Genomic DNA, 13602 nt, shown 5'->3' with positions numbered 1-13602 from the left:
CGGGGACGGGGATGACGGTCTCGCGCATGGGCGCAAGACTAGCCCCCGGCCGCGGGGTCGGTCAGAGGATCGAGCCGGGCGAGTACGACGCCGCCGCCGGGTGGCGGGCCACCAGCGCGTCGACGCGCGCCACCACGGCGTCGACCTGGTCCCCGGCCGCCCCGATGAACGCGGCGCGGTCGGCCAGCGCCTCCTCGAGCGCGGCGCGGTCCAGCGGGAGTCGCTCGTCCGCGGCCAGGCGGTCGATGAGGTCGGGCTCGCGCCCCTCCTCCCGCATCGCCAGCGCCACCGCGACGGCGTTCTCCTTGATGGCGTCGTGGGCCACCTCGCGGCCGACCCCGGCGCGCACCGCGGCCATGAGGACCTTGGTGGTGGCGAGGAACGGCAGGTAGCGCTGCAGTTCCTTGTCGATCACCGCCGGGTAGGCGCCGAACTCGTCGAGCACGGTGAGGAAGGTCTCGAACATGCCGTCCAGGGCGAAGAACGCGTCCGGCAGCGCCACGCGGCGGACCACGGAGCAGAAGACGTCGCCCTCGTTCCACTGCGCGCCGGCGAGCTCGGCCGCCATGGAGCCGTAGCCGCGGAGCACGACCTGCAGGCCGTTGACGCGCTCGCAGGAGCGGGTGTTCATCTTGTGCGGCATGGCCGACGAGCCGACCTGTCCGGGCTGGAAGCCCTCGGTCACCAGCTCGTGCCCGGCCATGAGGCGGATGGTCTGGGCGAGCGAGGACGGGCCGGCGCCCAGCTGGACCAGCGCGGAGACCACCTCGTGGTCGAGCGAGCGCGGGTACACCTGCCCGACGGAGTCGAACGTGCGGGAGAAGCCGAGGTGCTCGGCGATCCGCCGCTCCAGCTCGGCCAGTCGCGCGGCGTCGCCGTCGAGCAGGTCCAGCATGTCCTGCGCGGTGCCCATGGGTCCCTTGATGCCGCGCAGCGGGTACCGCTCCAGCAGGGACTCCACCCGCTCGAGCGCCACCAGCAGCTCGTCGGCGGCGGAGGCGAAGCGCTTGCCCAGGGTGGTGGCCTGGGCCGCGACGTTGTGGCTGCGGCCGGCCATCACCTGGTCGCGCTGCGCCACCGCGTGCTCGGCCAACCGGCGGGCCGCCGCCACGCCCCGGTCGCGGACCAGCTCGAGGGAGCGGACGATCTGCAGCTGCTCCACGTTCTCGGTGAGGTCGCGGCTGGTCATGCCCTTGTGGATGTGCTCGTGGCCGGCGAGGTCGTTGAACTCCTCGATCCGCGCCTTGACGTCGTGCCGGGTGACGCGCTCGCGCTCGGCGATCGAGTCCGGGTCGACCCGGTCCAGGACCGCCTCGTAGGCCTCGATCACGCCGCCGGGGACGTCGATCCCCAGGTCGCGCTGCGCGCGGAGCACCGCGATCCACAGCTGCCGCTCGAGAACGATCTTGTGTTCGGCGGACCACAGCGTGGCCAGGTCGGCGCTCGCGTAGCGCGAGGCCAGGACGTTGGAGATGCGGGGCTTGGCGGTCCGGTTCTGGGCGTTCACGCCCCCCAGTATCGCAGCCCGGTCAGGAGATCATGGAGCCGCCGGTGGACCCGGCGAGGATCTCCCGCGCGTTGAGGTAGACCTGCTCCACCGTGAGCGGCGCCTGGAGCAGCAGCCACGGCCGGGTGATGTACACGCTGCCGGTGATGATCTCGACGGAATTCATGGGTCGACGTTAACCCCTGGGATCCGCCGAGGGGGACAACACCGCCTCCAGCCGGTCCATCGCCTCGGCGATCTCCCCGGTCCCCCCGGCGAAGCTCAGCCTCACGGTGTGGGACCCGTCGACGGTGTCGAAGTCGACGCCCGGCGTGAGCGCGACCCCGGTCCGCTCGAGGATCTCCGCGCACCAGCCCACCGAGTCGTCGGTCCAGCGGGAGACGTCGAAGTACGCGTAGAAGGCGCCGTCGGGCGGGGCGATCTCCCCCACCCCCAGCTCCCCGAGCCTGCGCAGGACGAGGTCCCGGTTGCGCGCGTACCGCTCCACGTGGCCGTCGAGCTCGGCGGCGGAGGCCTCGGTGAACGCCGCGACGGCCGCGAACTGCGCGTCGGCCGGCGGGCAGATGGTGAGGTTTCCGACCAGCCGGTCCACGGGGTCGCGCAGGTATTCGGGCAGCAGCATCCAGCCGATCCGCCAGCCGGTCATGGAGAAGTACTTGGAGACCGAGCCCATCACCACCGACTCGCGGCCGGTGCGCCACGCGCTCGCGCACTCCCGGCCGTAGGTGACGCCGTGGTAGATCTCGTCGCTGACCAGCAGGGTGCCGTTCTCCGCGCACCACCGCGCGAGGGCGGCCAGCTCGTCCGCGTCGATGATCGTGCCCGTCGGGTTGGCGGGGCTGGCCACGATGAGGCCCGCCGGGGCGTGCCCGAGCCGGGTGGTGACGGCCTCGAGGTGCGCGACGGTCGGCTGGTACCGGGACTCGGGCCCGCACGCGATCTCGTGCACGCGGCAGCCGAGCGCCTGGAGGGTGTTGCGGTAGGCGGGGTACCCGGGGCGCGCCATGACCACGGTGTCGCCGGGGTCGAACGCGGCCAGGAACAGGACCGTGAAGCCGCCCGAGGACCCGGTGGTGACCACCACGTCGTCGGCCGTCACCTCCACCCCGTCCCGGCGGCGGTGGTACCCGGCGATCGCCTCCCGCAGCGGCCGGATGCCCAGCGCCTCGGTGTACCCGAGGATCTCCGTGTCCAGCGCGTGGTGGGCGGCCGCCAGCACCGGGCCGGGGGCCGGCGTCGACGGCTGCCCGGCGCACAGCGAGATCACGTCGCCGTGGGTCTCCCGCCGCCGCGCGGCCGCGGCGAGGACGCTCATGACGTGGAACGGCTCGACGGCCGAGCGGCGGGACGGTTCGCGTGGGACGGTCATGCCCCCGACGGTATCGCCCCCGCGCGCGGGGACCCGCGCCCGCCCGGTCAGCCCCCGAGGGATCCGAGCGGTGCCGAGCCGAGCGCGCCCGACCCGAGCGTGAGCGACCCGTCCGCGGCCACCTCGAGACCGAACACCGCGAGCTCCCGCACGGGCCCGCCCGCCTCGCCGACGGAGACCACCAGCTCGTACCGGCCCGGCGCGAGCGGCGCCGCCGGACCGAGGGTGAGCGTGCGGGTGGCCGTCCCCCCGGCGGCGACGGCCACCGGAACCGAGGGGACCCGCGTGTCGTCGGTGATGATCGGCAGGTCGACGCGGCGCTTGTCCGCGCCGGTGACGGCCGCCCGGAGCTCGCCGGCGAACGCGCCGCCGGTGGAGGCGAGCCGTACCGGGGCGTCGAGCACCTCGCCGTCGTCGCCCGGCCGCAGCGCGGCCTCCCCCGCCGCGGTGAGGCGGACGGGCAGGACGACGGTGGGGTCGGCCGGCCGCGCGGACGACGGGGTGCCGTCGCCGACCACCGGCCAGGTGCCCTCGGTTCCCGGCACCGTCACCCAGTCCAGGCGGTCGAGCATCATGTAGCGGCGCTGCACGCCGTTCGGGAGCACGGCGGCCCCCCGCGGTGCGGCGTGGTAGAGCATCCAGTCCCGGCCGGCGTCGTCGGTGGCCACGTCGACGTGCCCCGGCCCCACCCAGTCCGCGTCGCCCCGCAGGATCACGTCTCCGGCGCCGGGCTCCACCAGCGCCCGGCCGGTCCGGTCCTCGTACGGGCCCATCAGGTCCTCCGCCCGGCCGCCCAGCACGCGGTACTGCGACGCCTCCCCGCTGCAGCACAGCCCGGCGCTGGTGAACAGGTGCGTGCGCCCCTCGCGGGTGACCACCGCCGGCGCCTCTACACCTGTACCGGCAACAAGGACGGGCTCGCCCTCGAGCGCAGTTCCGTCGGCGTTCATCGCCACGGCGTGGATGCCCTCGAAGTTGCCCATGAACATCACCGGGCCGTCCTCGGTGAACACGACCTCCGGGTCCATGGGGTCCAGATCCTGATACGGCTCGTCCGCGCCGAAGCACACGATCGGCGCGGCGTCGTGCTGCCACAACCCCGCACTGCCCGCCCCCTCGATACCCGGCGCGGTGGCGCGGCCGATGCACGGCCTCGCACCGCCGGTCGTGTAGTACATGACCGCGTCGCCGTCCGGCATCACGTGCACGTCCGGGGCCCACAGGAACGACCCCGCCGGCGCCCAGGCGGGCCGCGAGGGGAACGCGTCCCCCACGTACTCCCAGTCGACCAGGTCGTAGGACCGGAAGTGGGGGACGAGCCGGTAGCCGGCGCCGTCGGACCAGTCGTCCGAGGAGGCGTAGACGTGGAACGCGCCGTCGGCGCCGCGCTGCACCGAGGGGTCGGGGGCGACCGAGGAGATCACCGGGTTCGCCGCCGCGGGGACCGCCGCGGTGGTCGCCGAGGCGAGGGGGACGACGACGACGAGGGCCGCCGCCCCCAGAACACGGGCAGGGGTCACGGGGGTCATGCGCCGAGGGTAGGCCCCGCGGCGCACGCCGTGGGCGCCCTCGTCGCGGGCCCTCAGCTCTGTCCGGCGCGCTCCTTGCGGAGCAGGAAGCGCTGGATCTTGCCCGACGGGGTCTTGGGGAGCTCGCGCACGAAGTGGATCTTCCGGGGGAAGGCGTGGGCGGCGAACTCGGTCTTGACCCACTTCTGGAGCTCGGCCTCCTTGTCGTCGTCCCCCTCCAGGCCGTCCCGCAACACCACGTACGCCTCGAGCACCTCACCGGCGAGGTCGTCCGGGACGCCGATGATCGCCGACTCGAGCACGTCCGGGTGCTTGGCCAGGACGGACTCCACGTCGAACGGCCCGATGCGGTAGCCGGACATGATGATCACGTCGTCGTCGCGGCTGGAGAAGTAGAAGTGGCCGTCGGCGTCGACCTTGGCGGCGTCGCCGGTGTAGTACCAGCGGCCGTCCCGGCTGAACCTCTCGGCGGTCTTCTCCGGCGCCTCGTGGTAGCCCGCGAACCACATGAGCGGGCTGGCGGGGACGTCGATCGCCACCCGGCCCAGCTCGCCGACCGGCGCGGGAACGTCCTCGTCCGCGGCCAGCACGGTGCACGACCAGCCCGGCAGGGGCACCCCCATGGAGCCCGGGCGGACGTCCTCGCGCAGCGAGTCGTGCCACGGGTTGATGATGAACATCCCGTGCTCGGTCTGGCCGTACTGGTCGCGGACCTCCACGCCGAACTGCTCGATCGACCACTCGATCACCTCGGGGGTGAGCGGCTCGCCGGCGGCCGAGGCGCGGCGGAGCCTCACGCCCGCGGGGGCGATGTCCCGCTTGGCGCGCATCGTCCGGTACACGGTCGGGGCGGCGGCGAAGTTGGAGACGTGGAAGAACTGCAGGACCGCGAACGCCAGCTCGGGCGAGTACCGCGCGTGCAGCAGCAGGCTGCGGCGCCCGACGGCCAGCGGCCCGAGGATCCCGTAGTACAGGCCGTAGGCCCAGCCCGGGTCGGCGCCGTTCCAGAACACGTCGTCGGCGCGCACGTCCAGGCCGGTCTCGATGTACTGGTGGAACGCCGCCAGCGCGCGGACCGGGACCACGACGCCCTTGGGGGTGCCGGTCGTGCCGGAGGTGAACAGCATGACCAGGCCCGCGTCGGGCCCCGTCACCGCGGCCGGGCGGCCTGGCTCCTGCGCGGCCGTGATGGTGGCCAGGTCGAGGTCCCCCTCCCGGGCCTCGGGGCAGTCGGCCAGGCCGGCCACCACGACGGGCACCGAGGTGTTCTCGAGCTTTCCGCGCTGGTCGGCGTCGGAGACGATCACCTTGGCGTCACCGCCGGTGATCCGCATCTCGATGGCTGGCCACGCGAACGCGGTGAACAGCGGCATGTGCACGGCCCCCAGGCGCCAGATGCCCATGAGGGTGAAGACCAGGTCGGCCGACTTGGACATGAGGGTGGCGACGCGGTCCCCCTCCGTCACGCCCAGGGCGGCGAGCGCGGCGGCGACCTTCTCGCTCTCGGTGCGCAGCTCGCCGTAGGTGATGTCGCGGCCGGAGAGGTCGGCGTCGATCACGGTGAAGGCGACCGCAGCGGGGTCGTGCCCGTCGCAGAGGAACTCGGCCGCGCTCGCGCCGGGGACGTCGTAGATCGCCAGGAGCTGCTCCGGGGTCAGGGGCGTACCGGGGGCAGGGGTGTTCTCGGTCATATCTGACGATTGTGGTGCACGGGCCCTGCCCGCACCACCCACCGACGGGCACCCCCACTCGCGGGGCTGGCGGGCCGTGGAGGGGTGCGTGCACTCTAATGGGATATCCCGTTGTTTCCGCACGTACCCCGGAGGACCCCCATGGCCGTGGACCGACTGCTCCCCAGCGACGAGGCGTACGAGCTCCTCGACATGACCCGCTCGGTGGCGGACAAGCTGCTCGAGCCGATCGCCGCCGAGCACGAGCGGAACCACACCTACCCCGAGGGGCTCTTCGCCCAGCTCGGCGAGGTGGGCCTGCTGGGCCTGCCCTACCCCGAGGAGTTCGGCGGCGGAGACCAGCCGTACGAGGTGTACCTGCAGGTTCTCGAGGAGCTGGGCGCACGGTGGGCCGCGGTCGCCGTCGCCACCAGCGTCCACGGCCTGTCCTGCTTCCCGCTGGCGACCGCCGGCACGGACGAGCAGAAGGCCGAGTGGCTGCCCGGCATGCTCGCGGGCGAGCAGATCGGCGCGTACTCGCTCTCCGAGCCGCAGGCCGGCTCCGACGCGGCGGCGCTGCGCTGCCGCGCCGTCCGGGAGGGCGAGGGCCCGGGTGCCGCGTACGTGGTCACCGGGACCAAGTCGTGGATCACCCACGGCGGCGTCGCCGACGTCTACAACACCTTCGTCCGGACCGGCGAGGGGTCCCGCGGGATCTCGTGCCTGCTCATCCCCCGCGACACCGAGCACCTGCACTTCGGCAAGCCCGAGGAGAAGATGGGCCTCAACGGCGTCCCCACCACGACCGCCGCCTACGAGGGCGCGCGCGTCGACGCCACCCGGCTGCTGGGTGCCGAGGGCGACGGGCTGCGCATCGCGTTCTCCGCGCTGGATTCCGGCCGGCTGGGGATCGCGGCCGTGGCCACCGGGATCGCCCAGCGGGCGCTGGACGACGCGGTGGCCTACGCCAACACCCGGGAGGCGTTCGGCAAGAGCATCATCGGCCACCAGGGCCTGGGCTTCCTGCTCGCGGACATGGCGGCCGCGGTGGCCTCCGCCCGCGCCACCTACCTCGACGCCGCCCGCCGCAAGGACGCCGGCCGGCCCTACTCCCGGCAGGCGTCGATCGCCAAGCTCACCGCCACCGACGCGGCGATGAAGGTCACGACCGACGCGGTGCAGGTGCTGGGCGGCGTGGGCTACACGCGGGAGTTCCCGGTGGAGCGGTACATGCGCGAGGCCAAGATCACCCAGATCTTCGAGGGCACCAACCAGATCCAGCGCCTGGTGATCGCGCGCGACCTGACCGAGTGACCGCGGGGGCCGCCCCGGCGGGACGCCGCGCCGGCCCGGAATGCCTAGGCTGGGCGGCATGCCCTCCTCCGACGCCGCCCCCCACCCCGACCCCGCCGCCCGGCTCGCCCCCGCCACCGAGTCCGTCGTGCTCCTCGACGAGGACGGACGGCCGATCGGAACCGCGGACAAGGCGACCGTCCACACGACGGACACCCCGCTGCACCTGGCGTTCTCGTGTCACGTCGTCGACGACGAGGGCCGGGTCTTGCTGACCCGCCGCGCGCTGGACAAGCGCACCTGGGCCGGCGTGTGGACCAACTCCTTCTGCGGGCACCCCGGGCCGGGCGAGGACCCGGTCGAGGCGATCGTGCGGCGGGCCGAGCGTGAACTGGGGACCCGCGTCGACTCGATCGAGCCCGCGGTCCCGGACTTCCGCTACCGGGCGGTCGACGACTCCGGCATCGTCGAGAACGAGATCTGCCCCGTGTTCACCGCCCGGATCCGCGCCGACCTGGCGCCGCGGCCCGACGAGGTCTGCGCCTACCACTGGGCCAGGCCGGAGGACGTCCGCACGGCGGTCGACGCGACCCCGTTCGCGTTCAGCCCGTGGCTGGTCGCGCAGGTGCCGCGGATGGACCTCTACGCCCGTTGAGCCCCCCTCCGCCCCCCTCCGCCCCTCCGCTTACGCTGGGGCTTTGCCCGGATCCGGCCGTGTCGCGCGCCCTCTCTGGTCCATTCCGGCAGCATAAGCCGGGACGGGTGCGCGCCGCTCAGCCCTGCTCCCCTCAGCCCCGTGCCGGTCAGCCCGGGACGGCGATGCGCCCCTCTTCGGCGGCCTGGCCGATGTCTCGGCGGAAATGCCCACCGCCCAGCTCGATGCCGGACAGGATCCGGTACGCCTCCGCGCGTGCGGCCGCGAGATCCGCGCCCGTGCCGACCACGGAGAGGACGCGACCCCCGGCCGAGACCAGTCTCCCCTCGGCGTCCCTGGCGGTGCCCGCGTGGAACACCCCCGGCTGCTCGGCGCCCTCGATGAGGTCACCGCGGCGCGGGGACGAGGGGTAGTTCTCGGCGGCCAACACCACCGTCACGGCCGCCCCGTCGCGCCACACCAGCGGCGGGAGCTCGGCCAGGTGGCCGGTGGCCACCGCGTTGAGCGTCTCACCCAGCGGCGACTCGAGCAGCGCGAGGACGGCCTGGGTCTCCGGATCACCGAAACGGCAGTTGAACTCCACGACCTCGGGCCCCTCCGTGGTGATCGCCAACCCGGCGTACAGGAGACCGGAGAAGCCACACCCGCGCGCGACCATCTCGCGGGCGACCGGCTCACACACCTCGGCGACGATCCGCTCGACCATCCCCTCGGGAAGCCAGGGCAGCGGGGTGTAGGCGCCCATCCCGCCGGTGTTGGGGCCGCGGTCGCCCTCGCCGACCCGCTTGTGGTCCTGGGCGGGCAGGAGCGGGACCACGGTCTCGCCGTCGACCAGGCAGAACAGTGAGACCTCTGGCCCGTCGAGGAACGACTCGAGCAGGACCGGGTGCCCGTCGTCGAGACAGGCGAGGGCGTGGGCGCGCGCGGCCGCCCGGTCCGGGGTCACCACGACTCCCTTGCCCGCCGCCAGGCCGTCGTCCTTGACCACCCAGGTGGGCCCGAAGCGCTCCAGCGCGTCGTCGAGGTCGGCGGGCGAGTCCACGATCTCGGCGCGCGCCGTCCGCACCCCGGCCGCGGCCATGACGTCCTTGGCGAACGCCTTGGACCCCTCGATGCGGGCGGCCTCCGCGTTGGGGCCGAAGACCGGGATCCCGGCGGCGCGGACCGCATCGCCCACCCCCGCGACCAGCGGGACCTCGGGACCGATCACCACGAGGTCCACGGCGAGCTTGCGGGCCAGCTCGGTGACAGCCGCCGGGTCGGTGACGGCGGCGTCGTGACACCTGGCCTGGACCATGCCGGGGTTGCCCGGGGCGGCGTGGAGTTCCGTCACCGCGGGGTCCGCGGCGAGGGAGACGAGTAGGGCGTGCTCACGGGCACCGGAACCGATCACGAGAATGCGCACGGTGCCCAGACTAGTCGCGCCGCCCCGCCGGACCCACCAGGCCCGGCCGTGGCGCCCGGGCGACGGCTACGAGCTACGGGGCACCGCGGTGGCGACGCGGTTCGGCAGGGCCGCCGCGTCGCGGGCGCGCAGGCCCTCCTCCGTGAGCATGTCCGTCAGGCAGAGGTCGATCGTGCGCGCGGTGACGTCGTCCGCCTCCGGGGTGTCCATCGGAGCGATCCCGAACATCGCGTGGCAGGCGAGGCCGTCGATCCCCGCCCACAGGACGCGCTCATCCCTCACCTCCACGCCGGGCTTGAACGTCCCGGCGGCGATCCCCCGGTTGACGAGGCCCTGCATCACATCCTGGACCTGCTCGACGGCGGCCGCGACCGGACCCGGCTCACCCACCGTCTCCATCATCATGCGCGCCCACGCCGGCTCGTCGACCGCGAACCGCACCATCGCGATGGCCGCGTTCCGCATGTCCAGGTACGCGCCGAGGCGGGGGTCGGCGTCCGAACCGGATACCGCCGGCAGCGTCACGCGCTCGCGCATCTCGAGGTAACCGCGTGCGGAGACCTCCTCCACGAGCTTCTGCCGGCTGGCGAAGTGCCGGTAGGCGGCGGTGGCGGACACCCCTATCACCGGGGCGATCTCCCGCAGGACGATGGCCTTCTCACCCAGGGCGCGGGCCCTGGCCGTGGCCTCCTGGATGATCGCGTTCCGGAGGTCCCCGTGGTGATAGGCCTTCTTCTTCACCGCGCCCCCAGCCGTCGGCAGTGATACCTCGACCATGTTGCTACTCCTTCGCCTCCCGTGGGGGCCCAAGTGCCGCACGCCGTCGGGAGGCCCGTTCTTCATTACAACACGTCTCTGCGCGCAACCGTCGGAAGCCTCGGCCGCGACCCCGTAGTCTGCGGGCATGTCGACGGTATTCAGCAAGATCATCGCCGGGGAACTGCCGGGCCGGTTCGTGTGGGAAGACCCCGACGTGGTGGCGTTCCTCACGATCGCCCCCGTCGCCGCCGGGCACACCCTGGTCGTCCCGCGCAAGGAGGTCGACCGCTGGACGGACCTCGAACCGGCGTTGTTGGCCAGGATCAACGAGGTGGCGCAGGCGGTGGGCAAGGCCGTCCTCGAGGGATTCGGGGCGGCACGCGCCGGCTACCTCATCGCCGGCTTCGAGGTGCCCCACACCCACATCCACGTCTTCCCCGCCAACGACATGTCCGGCTTCGACCTGGCGCTGGCCGATCCCGACGTCCCCTCCGAGGCGTTCGACTCGGCTGCCGACACCCTCCGTCGGTCGCTCCGCGAACTCGGCTACGGGCAGTTCGTCCCCGAGGGGTGACCCCGGCGGGGCGGTCCCGTGACCGCGGGCTCAGTGCCCCAGGGCGCGCGTCACGGCGCGCATGTCCTGATAGTCGGTCCATTCGGCGACCAGCCCGTCGCGCATCGTGAAGAAGGCACCCACCTCGAGGGCCACGTGGGTCCCGCCGATGGTGAGGAAGGTCGTCCTGTTGAGCGCCGCGGTGTCGCCCGAGCCGAGCACGTGATGGATCGTCACGTGGACGTCGGTCGAGACCTCGGCGTTGAACTCCATGAGGTGGCGCAACCCCTCGTGCCCCCGGACCTCCTGGATCCCCTCGATCCGGAGGACGAGATCCGGGGTGCAGAACGAGACCGCCGCGGCGTGGTCGTCCCGGAACACCGCCTCCACCAGGGCCCTCGCCACCTCGCCGGGAGCACCGTCCGTCGCCTGTGCGTCACTCATCAGTGATCCCCTCTCCTAGCCGACGAGGTCATCGAGCACACCCATGCTCTTGTAGTCCGCCCACCGCGTGACCACCCCGTCCTCCACCTCGACGAAGGAGCAGCCCGTGATCTCGACACTGCCGGCCGGCAGGATGTACTGCTCGAACCGCCGGAGCGCCACGACGCCCGGCTTCTCGACGGTGTCCAGGACGGTGACCGTGAGGAAGCCGGACAGCCTCTCGAGGTCACTGACGATGTCGCGGATTCCATCGTGACCCTCGTACCGCCGGATGTCCCCTGTGGTGTAGACGATCGTGGGCGAGGACAGCGCGATGGCGGCCTCCACATCGCCCGCGACCACCGCCGCCTGCCACGCCGTGGCGATGTCCACGTCGGATCTCTCCGTTTCCACAGGGCCTCCTTGACATCGCCGATCGGTGAGAACACCTTACTCATACAAAACAACCGGTAACTCCACGGCCCTGACATGTCCTGCCGACAAGGAGGCCCCATGGAACCGATCCGACCCCAGGACGCCTATCCCAGGGTCGGCCGACTGACGGGAACGGTCCGGTCTCTCGCCGACGAGCTCGCCGTCCTCCGCGTGGCCTGCGAGACCTGGGACGGCGATGCGCTGAGGGTGGATGCCGGAAGCCCGTGGTCGGTCTCCGAGTCGCTCGCGGCCACCGTCGGGGACCTCGAGGCCGCGGAGGACGCGCTGCGGACGGCGGTCGGCCGCCTCGAGGCGGCATGGTCGGCGCTCGGTCGGCTCTCCTCGGACTGAGCCGCGCCGGTCCCATCCCCCGGTCGGCCCACGTGAGCTGGAGAAGGGACTTGAACCCTCAACCGCCCGATTACAAGTCGGGTGCGCTACCAATTGCGCCACTCCAGCACGGCCCCGGCGCGGCCGGGGTCCGGCTCACATCCTAACCGGGCCTCCCGCCGCGCTCGTGACTACGGTGTGCACCGTGGAGAACCGCGACGTGCCGACACCGCTCACCCGCCCCCTGGCGTGGCTGGGCGTACGCAAGTCCACGATGGATCTGGCGGTCGAGCCGCCGCTGTCCCCCATGGCCCCGGTCGACCTCGACGACGACGCCGCCGTCACCGACGTCCTCAACCTGGCGTTGGAGATCGCCGGCATCCTGCTCTCCTCGGGCGAGGGCGCCGCGGACACCGTCGCCCAGGCGGAGTCCGTCGCGGCCGCGTTCGGCCTGCCGGGCGCCACGGTCGAGGTCACGTTCACCTCGCTGACCATCGGGGTGAACCGCCGGCGCGGCCGACCCCCCATCTCCGTCATCCGGGTCGTGGACTACCGCACGGTCGACATGACCCGGATGACCCGGGTGGCCCGGCTGATCGACCTCATCGTGCGCCGTCGGCTGACCGTCGAGCAGGCCACCGTCGAGGTGGAGAAGATCATCGCCTCGCCCCACCCGCACTCGTTCCGGGTCGCGGTCCTGGGGTGGGCGATGCTCGGCTGCGCGGTGGTCATCCAGCTGGGCGGCAGCCCCCTGGCGGGGTTGCTCTCCATGGTGTCGACCTTCGCGCTGATGTACACCAACCGTTACCTCGACCTGCATCGTCTGCCGACGTTCTTCCAGCAGGTGGCCGGCGGGTTCATCGCCGCCGGGTGGGCGCTGGCCGCGTACGTCGCGTTGACCGACCGGTTCACCGAGATCCAACCGTCCCAGCTCGTCGCGGCGGGGATCATCGTGCTGCTCGCCGGACTCACCCTCGTCGGCGCGATCGAGGACGCCATCACCGGCTTCCCGGTGACCTCCGCCGGCCGCGGCGTGGAGACGATGATCCTCACCGGCGGGATCCTCGGCGGCATCACGATCGCCCTCGCGGTGTTCGAGCGACTGGGCCTGTCCACCCCGCCGATCGATCCGTCCATCTCCGGCAACGCGCCCGTCTACCTGACCGTCCTCGCGGCGGGGGTGGGGGCGGCCGGCTTCGCGGTGGCGAGCTACGCGACGGTTCGCGCCACGTGGCTCGCCGCGACCGTCGGCGCCGTGGGGATGCTCATCTTCCAGGCCGTCACGGCGACGGGGCTCGGCGTGGTGGTGGGATCCGCGCTGGCGGCCTGCGCGATGGGCCTCGTCGGTGGCATCCTGGCCCGGATCGCGACCGTTCCGCCGCTCGTGGTGACCATCGCCGGGATCACCCCGCTGCTGCCGGGACTCTCCGTCTACCGGGGCCTGTCGGCGCTCACCAGCGACCAGACCGGCATCGGCCTGGGGCTGATGTTCCAGGCGGTGGCGATCGCGGTCGCGCTGGCCGCCGGCATCGTCTTTGGCGAGTGGATCACCCGAAATCTCCGCAGGTCCGCCGCCGCCGACCAGTGACGTAGGATGGATCAGGATGTCCGCGGCCCACCCGGGCGCGACGCCCGATACCGATCCGGTCCGAAGCCGATCTCTTATACACATCT

14 protein-coding genes and 1 tRNA gene are annotated in these 13602 nt (G+C 72.7%); 5 read left to right on the top strand and 10 right to left on the bottom strand.

All coding sequences use genetic code 11. From position 1 onward, the window contains the following. Positions 1 to 61 precede the first annotated feature (61 nt). The 5 genes from purB to B4M60_RS08050 are packed head-to-tail and all read right to left on the bottom strand — an operon-like array spanning position 62 to position 6096. A complete protein-coding gene (gene purB / locus B4M60_RS08070; protein WP_291082056.1) occupies positions 62 to 1507 on the bottom strand; it encodes an adenylosuccinate lyase in 1446 nt (481 codons plus the stop codon). A 22-nt stretch (positions 1508 to 1529) separates the two neighbouring features. Continuing rightward, complete coding sequence (locus B4M60_RS08065) at positions 1530 to 1673, bottom strand: hypothetical protein (protein ID WP_291082054.1); 144 nt, start codon at positions 1671 to 1673, stop codon at positions 1530 to 1532. Between the two features lie 9 nt (positions 1674 to 1682). After that, positions 1683 to 2876 (bottom strand): pyridoxal phosphate-dependent aminotransferase, encoded by a 1194-nt coding sequence (locus B4M60_RS08060; RefSeq protein ID WP_291082052.1) that lies wholly within the window; start codon positions 2874 to 2876, stop codon positions 1683 to 1685. A 47-nt stretch (positions 2877 to 2923) separates the two neighbouring features. Continuing rightward, a complete protein-coding gene (locus B4M60_RS08055) occupies positions 2924 to 4405 on the bottom strand; it encodes a family 43 glycosylhydrolase (RefSeq protein WP_291082050.1) in 1482 nt (493 codons plus the stop codon). Positions 4406 to 4458: 53 nt separating this feature from the next. Then, positions 4459 to 6096: an AMP-binding protein gene (locus B4M60_RS08050; RefSeq protein ID WP_291082048.1), complete on the bottom strand. Its 1638-nt coding sequence runs from the start codon at positions 6094 to 6096 to the stop codon at positions 4459 to 4461. A gap of 141 nt (positions 6097 to 6237) precedes the next feature. Between B4M60_RS08050 and B4M60_RS08045 the strand changes: the two genes are divergently transcribed. Together B4M60_RS08045 and idi are read left to right on the top strand one after the other, a co-directional pair. After that, complete coding sequence (locus B4M60_RS08045; protein WP_291082046.1) at positions 6238 to 7389, top strand: acyl-CoA dehydrogenase family protein; 1152 nt, start codon at positions 6238 to 6240, stop codon at positions 7387 to 7389. Positions 7390 to 7447: 58 nt separating this feature from the next. Further along, on the top strand, positions 7448 to 8023 hold the full coding sequence (gene idi / locus B4M60_RS08040) for an isopentenyl-diphosphate Delta-isomerase (RefSeq protein ID WP_291082044.1): 576 nt from the start codon (positions 7448 to 7450) through the stop codon (positions 8021 to 8023). 148 nt (positions 8024 to 8171) lie between these two features. Here the strand turns inward: idi and purD are convergent, their stop codons facing one another. Beyond that, positions 8172 to 9428 carry a phosphoribosylamine--glycine ligase gene (gene purD, locus B4M60_RS08035; protein ID WP_291082042.1) on the bottom strand — a complete coding sequence of 419 codons (1257 nt, stop codon included), beginning with the start codon at positions 9426 to 9428 and terminating at the stop codon, positions 8172 to 8174. Between the two features lie 66 nt (positions 9429 to 9494). After that, positions 9495 to 10205, bottom strand: a complete 711-nt coding sequence (locus tag B4M60_RS08030; protein WP_291082040.1) for a TetR/AcrR family transcriptional regulator — start codon at positions 10203 to 10205, stop codon at positions 9495 to 9497. Between the two features lie 127 nt (positions 10206 to 10332). Between B4M60_RS08030 and B4M60_RS08025 the strand changes: the two genes are divergently transcribed. Further along, positions 10333 to 10761: an HIT family protein gene (locus B4M60_RS08025; protein ID WP_291082038.1), complete on the top strand. Its 429-nt coding sequence runs from the start codon at positions 10333 to 10335 to the stop codon at positions 10759 to 10761. A gap of 30 nt (positions 10762 to 10791) precedes the next feature. Here B4M60_RS08025 and B4M60_RS08020 read toward each other — a convergent pair whose 3' ends face one another. Together B4M60_RS08020 and B4M60_RS08015 are read right to left on the bottom strand one after the other, a co-directional pair. Further along, a complete protein-coding gene (locus tag B4M60_RS08020; protein WP_291082036.1) occupies positions 10792 to 11184 on the bottom strand; it encodes a nuclear transport factor 2 family protein in 393 nt (130 codons plus the stop codon). Between the two features lie 15 nt (positions 11185 to 11199). Continuing rightward, complete coding sequence (locus B4M60_RS08015; protein WP_291082034.1) at positions 11200 to 11577, bottom strand: nuclear transport factor 2 family protein; 378 nt, start codon at positions 11575 to 11577, stop codon at positions 11200 to 11202. 99 nt (positions 11578 to 11676) lie between these two features. Between B4M60_RS08015 and B4M60_RS08010 the strand changes: the two genes are divergently transcribed. Then, positions 11677 to 11949: a hypothetical protein gene (locus B4M60_RS08010; protein ID WP_291082032.1), complete on the top strand. Its 273-nt coding sequence runs from the start codon at positions 11677 to 11679 to the stop codon at positions 11947 to 11949. A gap of 35 nt (positions 11950 to 11984) precedes the next feature. On the opposite strand, the gene B4M60_RS08005 is transcribed toward B4M60_RS08010, so the two are convergent. After that, positions 11985 to 12057, bottom strand: a tRNA-Thr gene (locus tag B4M60_RS08005). Positions 12058 to 12133: 76 nt separating this feature from the next. Between B4M60_RS08005 and B4M60_RS08000 the strand changes: the two genes are divergently transcribed. Further along, positions 12134 to 13516, top strand: coding sequence for a threonine/serine ThrE exporter family protein (locus tag B4M60_RS08000; RefSeq protein ID WP_291082030.1), 1383 nt, complete (start codon positions 12134 to 12136; stop codon positions 13514 to 13516). Positions 13517 to 13602: the final 86 nt, after the last annotated feature.

This window comes from Dietzia sp. UBA5065 (assembly GCA_002415925.1).
Classification (GTDB): Bacteria; Actinomycetota; Actinomycetes; order Mycobacteriales; family Mycobacteriaceae; genus Dietzia.
Note: the sequence above shows the minus strand (reverse complement) of the source record. Positions and strands in the feature narration are given on the sequence as shown.

Bases quoted from the DNA above. Each gene is read 5' to 3' on its own strand.
- B4M60_RS08065 (WP_291082054.1), bottom strand. From the start codon at position 1,673: ATGAATTCCGTCGAGATCATCACCGGCAGCGTGTACATCACCCGGCCG.
- B4M60_RS08060 (WP_291082052.1), bottom strand. From the start codon at position 2,876: ATGACCGTCCCACGCGAACCGTCCCGCCGCTCGGCCGTCGAGCCGTTC.
- B4M60_RS08055 (WP_291082050.1), bottom strand. From the start codon at position 4,405: ATGACCCCCGTGACCCCTGCCCGTGTTCTGGGGGCGGCGGCCCTCGTC.
- B4M60_RS08050 (WP_291082048.1), bottom strand. From the start codon at position 6,096: ATGACCGAGAACACCCCTGCCCCCGGTACGCCCCTGACCCCGGAGCAG.
- B4M60_RS08045 (WP_291082046.1), top strand. From the start codon at position 6,238: ATGGCCGTGGACCGACTGCTCCCCAGCGACGAGGCGTACGAGCTCCTC.
- idi (WP_291082044.1), top strand. From the start codon at position 7,448: ATGCCCTCCTCCGACGCCGCCCCCCACCCCGACCCCGCCGCCCGGCTC.
- B4M60_RS08030 (WP_291082040.1), bottom strand. From the start codon at position 10,205: ATGGTCGAGGTATCACTGCCGACGGCTGGGGGCGCGGTGAAGAAGAAG.
- B4M60_RS08025 (WP_291082038.1), top strand. From the start codon at position 10,333: ATGTCGACGGTATTCAGCAAGATCATCGCCGGGGAACTGCCGGGCCGG.
- B4M60_RS08020 (WP_291082036.1), bottom strand. From the start codon at position 11,184: ATGAGTGACGCACAGGCGACGGACGGTGCTCCCGGCGAGGTGGCGAGG.
- B4M60_RS08010 (WP_291082032.1), top strand. From the start codon at position 11,677: ATGGAACCGATCCGACCCCAGGACGCCTATCCCAGGGTCGGCCGACTG.